The following is a 237-nucleotide window of genomic DNA, read 5'->3' as shown; positions in this document are numbered from 1 at the left end:
AAACACTCCGCAGTTACGCCGCAAAAACCCATGGGGAAAGAGCCCAATCGTGAACTCGGAACACAACAAGCCGATGGCCGGGAAAACAGTGCTCGTTACCGGCGCCAGCGGAGGCATCGGCAAAGCCACAGCCCACGGCCTGGCACTGATGGGGGCCGACGTCGTCATCACCGGCCGCGACCCCAGACGCACCGAAGAAACCGCCCAAGTGATCCGCTCAGCAGCCGGCCGAAAGGT

The 237-nt window shown here is 62.9% G+C and carries 1 protein-coding gene; it reads left to right on the top strand.

The genetic code is table 11. From position 1 onward, the window contains the following. Nucleotides 1–49: 49 nt before the first annotated feature. On the top strand, nucleotides 50–237 hold a 188-nt coding region (locus AC3XQU_RS24855), incomplete at its 3' end, for an SDR family NAD(P)-dependent oxidoreductase (RefSeq protein ID WP_489876757.1).

The sequence above is a fragment of the Telluria sp. AZSoR62 genome, assembly GCF_058111565.1.
Note: the sequence above shows the minus strand (reverse complement) of the source record. Positions and strands in the feature narration are given on the sequence as shown.